Annotated in this window: 3 protein-coding genes; 2 read left to right on the top strand and 1 reads right to left on the bottom strand. The window is 57.8% G+C overall.

Annotated elements, in window-relative coordinates; genetic code table 11:
• A partial coding sequence (locus AAAB16_RS25200) for a YCF48-related protein (protein ID WP_340665821.1) occupies positions 1 to 912 on the top strand: 912 nt, incomplete at its 5' end.
• 16 nt (positions 913 to 928) lie between these two features.
• A complete protein-coding gene (locus AAAB16_RS25195; RefSeq protein WP_340665820.1) occupies positions 929 to 3,313 on the top strand; it encodes an RND family transporter in 2,385 nt (794 codons plus the stop codon).
• A gap of 113 nt (positions 3,314 to 3,426) precedes the next feature.
• On the opposite strand, the gene AAAB16_RS25190 is transcribed toward AAAB16_RS25195, so the two are convergent.
• Positions 3,427 to 4,161 (bottom strand): MBL fold metallo-hydrolase, encoded by a 735-nt coding sequence (locus tag AAAB16_RS25190; RefSeq protein WP_340665819.1) that lies wholly within the window; start codon positions 4,159 to 4,161, stop codon positions 3,427 to 3,429.
• Position 4,162: the final 1 nt, after the last annotated feature.

Below are 4,162 nucleotides of genomic sequence, written 5' to 3'. Positions count from 1 at the left end.
ATCCCATCCGCCAAGGCTGCAGACTCTCTGTTGCTCGACATCGACAACGCCGGCAAACGCCTGGTCGCTGTGGGTGACCGTGGCCACATTGTGTATTCCGACGACGAAGGCAAAACCTGGACTCAGGCCAAAGTGCCTACCCGGATGATGCTCACGGCCCTGGCTTTTGGCGATGACAAGCACGGCTGGGCGGTTGGCCACGATGCACTGATCCTCGCTACCGAAGACGGTGGCGCCACCTGGACGCAACAGTTCAGCGACCAGGAACGGGAGGAGGGTGCACCTTTCCTCGATGTCTGGTTTAAAGATGATTCCACCGGTTTTGCCGTAGGTGCCTATGGCGCGCTGTTCGCCACCACCGACGGCGGCAAAAACTGGGAAGATGCCGGTGACCGCCTGGATAACCCCGACGGCTACCACCTCAATGCCATCACCGAAGTCAAAGGCTCTGGCCTGTTTGTCGTGGGTGAAATGGGCAGCATGTTCAGAAGCTCCGACGACGGCGAAACCTGGGAAACCCTCAAGGGCCCTTACGAGGGGTCGTTGTTTGGCGTGCTCGGTACTGCTGAGCCAGGCACCGTTTTGGCCTATGGCCTGCGCGGCAACCTGTTCCGCTCCACCGACTTCGGCACTACCTGGACGCCAATCAAGGTCAAGTCCACTCGCGGCAAACTCGACTTTGGCCTGTCCGGTGGCGCACTGCTTAAAGATGGCTCGATTGTCATCGTTGGGCACGGCGGCAGCGTACTTAAAAGCACCGATAACGGCCTGACCTTCACCCTGATCAACCGCCCGGATCGCCTGTCGTTATCCAGCGCTACTGCGGACGACAAAGGCAACTTGGTACTGGTCGGGCAAGGTGGCGTCCATGTCACTTCGCCCACCGGCGAAGACGCTAGCCCAAAACAATAAGCCGTGGCTTTGAGGTATGAGTACGATGAGTAACCATCATCAGGATAAGGCGACCTTTCTCGAGCGCCTGATCTTCAACAACCGGCCGACAGTGATCCTTATCTGCCTGCTGGTCAGCGTGTTCCTGTTCTATCAAGCGTTGCAGGTGCGGCCTTCCACCAGCTTCGAAAAAATGATTCCGCTGCAGCATCCCTTTATTCAAAAGATGCTGGAGCACCGCAACGATCTGGCTAACTTGGGCAACACCGTGCGTATTTCGGTGGAAGCTAAAGACGGCGATATCTTCAGCAAGGAATACATGGAAACCCTGCGTCAGGTGAACGACGAGGTGTTCTATATTCCTGGCGTCGACCGTTCCGGTCTGAAGTCGCTGTGGAGCCCGAGCGTACGCTGGACCGAAGTAACCGAAGAAGGGTTTGCCGGCGGTGAAGTGATTCCGCAAACCTACGACGGCTCCGCGGATAGCCTCGACGAGTTGCGTAACAACGTACTCAAGTCGGGCCAGATCGGTCGCTTGGTGGCGAACAACTTTAAGTCGAGCATTGTCGATGTGCCCTTGCTTGAGTCCTACCCGGACCCGAAAGACCAAGGCACCTTGCTCAAGCTCGACTACCGCCAGTTCTCCCATGAACTGGAAGAGAAGATCCGCGACAAGTACGAAGCGCAAAACCCTAATGTGGAAATTCACATCGTTGGTTTCGCCAAGAAAGTCGGTGACCTGATTGATGGTCTGGTGATGGTGGTGCTGTTCTTCGCCATCGCGTTCCTGATCACCCTGGTGTTGCTGATCTGGTTCACCCGTTGCATCCGCAGCACCATCGCCGTACTGGTTACCACGCTGGTGGCGGTGATCTGGCAACTGGGCCTGATGCACACCGTGGGCTTTGGTTTGGACCCGTACTCGATGCTGGTGCCGTTCCTGATTTTCGCCATTGGTATTTCCCATGGCGTACAAAAAATCAACGGTATTGCCCTGCAATCGAGTGAAGCGGACAACTCCCTGACTGCTGCACGCCTGACCTTCCGCCAACTGTTCTTGCCGGGCGCTATCGCCATTCTGGCCGACGCCGTGGGCTTTATTACCCTGCTGATTATCGACATCGGCGTAATCCGCGAGCTGGCCATTGGCGCGTCCATTGGTGTGGGCGTGATCGTGTTTACCAACCTGATCTTGCTGCCGGTTGCCATCTCCTACGTCGGCATCAGTAAAAAGGCCATCGAACGCAGCAAAAAAGACGCCGTGCGGGAACATCCGTTCTGGCGCCTGCTGTCGAACTTCGCTCACCCGGTTGTGGCACCGATCTCAGTGGTTATCGCCTTGGCAGCCTTTGGTGGCGGCCTGTGGTACGGCCATGGCTTGAAGATTGGTGACCTTGACCAAGGTGCGCCAGAGCTGCGTCCGGAGTCGCGCTACAACCAGGACAACGCCTTTATCATCAACAACTACTCGACCAGTTCCGACGTATTGGTGGTGATGGTCAAGTCCAAGCCCGAAGGCTGCTCGATCCATGAAACCATGCAGCCGATCGATGAGCTGATGTGGACCATGAACAACACTGCTGGCGTGCAATCGGCCATCTCCCTGGTCACTGTGTCCAAGCAGATGATCAAGGGCATGAACGAGGGCAACCTGAAGTGGGAAACCCTGTCGCGTAACAAGGACGTACTGAACAACTCCATCGCCCGTGCTGATGGCCTGTTCAACAGCGACTGCTCCTTGGCCCCGGTGCTGGTGTTCCTTAACGATCACAAAGCCGAAACCTTGGACCGCGCGGTTAACGCCGTAAAAGCCTTCGCCAAGGAACACGACACTGCCGACCTGCAATTCCTGCTGGCCGCTGGTAACGCCGGTATCGAAGCGGCAACCAACGAAGTGATCAAGGAAACCGAGCTCACCATTCTGATCCTGGTGTACATCTGCGTTGCCACCATGTGCATGATCACCTTCCGCTCGTTGGCAGCCACCCTGTGTATCGTGCTGCCGCTGATCCTCACCTCGGTGCTGGGTAACGCGCTGATGACCTTCCTGGGCATTGGCGTGAAGGTAGCCACGCTGCCGGTGATCGCCTTGGGTGTGGGTATTGGGGTCGACTACGGCATCTATATCTACAGCCGTCTGGAAAGCTTCCTGCGTGCCGGTATGCCGCTGCAAGAAGCCTACTACCAGACCCTGAAATCCACCGGTAAAGCCGTACTGTTTACCGGCCTGTGCCTGGCCATTGGCGTGTGCACCTGGATTTTCTCGGCGATCAAGTTCCAGGCCGACATGGGTCTGATGCTGACCTTTATGCTGCTGTGGAACATGTTCGGCGCCCTGTGGCTGTTGCCAGCACTGGCGCGTTTCCTGATCAAACCGGAGAAGTTGGCCGGCAAGAAAGGCGGTTCACTGCTGGCTCACTAAGCAGCAAGCGCCATAAAAAAAACCGCAGCCCAGGCTGCGGTTTTTGTTTTTGTAGGGTGTGCTGCGCGCACCTGGCGATCTCCCGGCAACCGCAATGGTGCGCGCAGCACAGCCTACAAAAGCGGGCTGTGGCTTTTCATCCACTCATCGATCATCTCGCCCAGCCGCGCCCCGGAAAAACTATCGAAATGCCCGCCATGTACCGTGCGCACGGGCAGTTGGCGCAAGCGCTCCAAGCTGGCGGCGTACTGCTCAAGGTCCGAGTGGTAGGCGTCTTCAATCAGTGGGCCGTCGTAGATGATGTCGCCGCTAAACAGGGTTGCGGTTCTGGCTTCCCACAGGCTGATGCCGCCCGGTGAATGGCCGGGCGTGTGCAGCACTTGCAGCACGCGGTTGCCTAAGTCGAGCACATCGCCGTCTTCGACAAAGCCGGTGGCCGGTGCCGCTTTGACTCGGTACTCGGCGTAGCACAGCGGGCAGTCGGGGTGCGCTTCAAACATATCGTCACCGACAAAGGCCGTGCTCAACGTGTTAGCCCCATCGGGGTGGGCGAGGATATCGGCTTCAGCCGGGTGTACCAGACGTTCGCTGAATTCGTGGTGGCCGGCGATATGGTCGAAATGGCAGTGGCTGGCCACCGCCATTAACGGCTTTTCGGTAAGCCACGGTAGCTGCTCGCGCAGGCTGACCAGACCGGAGCCGCTGTCCAGCAGCACGTCTTTGTCGCGGCCTTGAATGTGCCAGAGGTTGCAGCGGTAGAACGGGCGGATGTAGGGCTCGTGGATCAGGCTGATGCCGTCGTAGCAGTGCTTGACCTCAAACCACTTGTCGCGGGTGACGATGTTCATC

The sequence above is a fragment of the Pseudomonas sp. genome, from assembly GCF_037994325.1.
In the GTDB taxonomy this organism is placed as follows: domain Bacteria; phylum Pseudomonadota; class Gammaproteobacteria; order Pseudomonadales; family Pseudomonadaceae; genus Aquipseudomonas.
This window is presented reverse-complemented; position numbering and strand designations above follow the sequence as displayed.

Coding starts and splice junctions, on each gene's coding strand:
- AAAB16_RS25195 (WP_340665820.1), top strand. CDS start 929: ATGAGTACGATGAGTAACCATCATCAGGATAAGGCGACCTTTCTCGAG.
- AAAB16_RS25190 (WP_340665819.1), bottom strand. CDS start 4,161: ATGAACATCGTCACCCGCGACAAGTGGTTTGAGGTCAAGCACTGCTAC.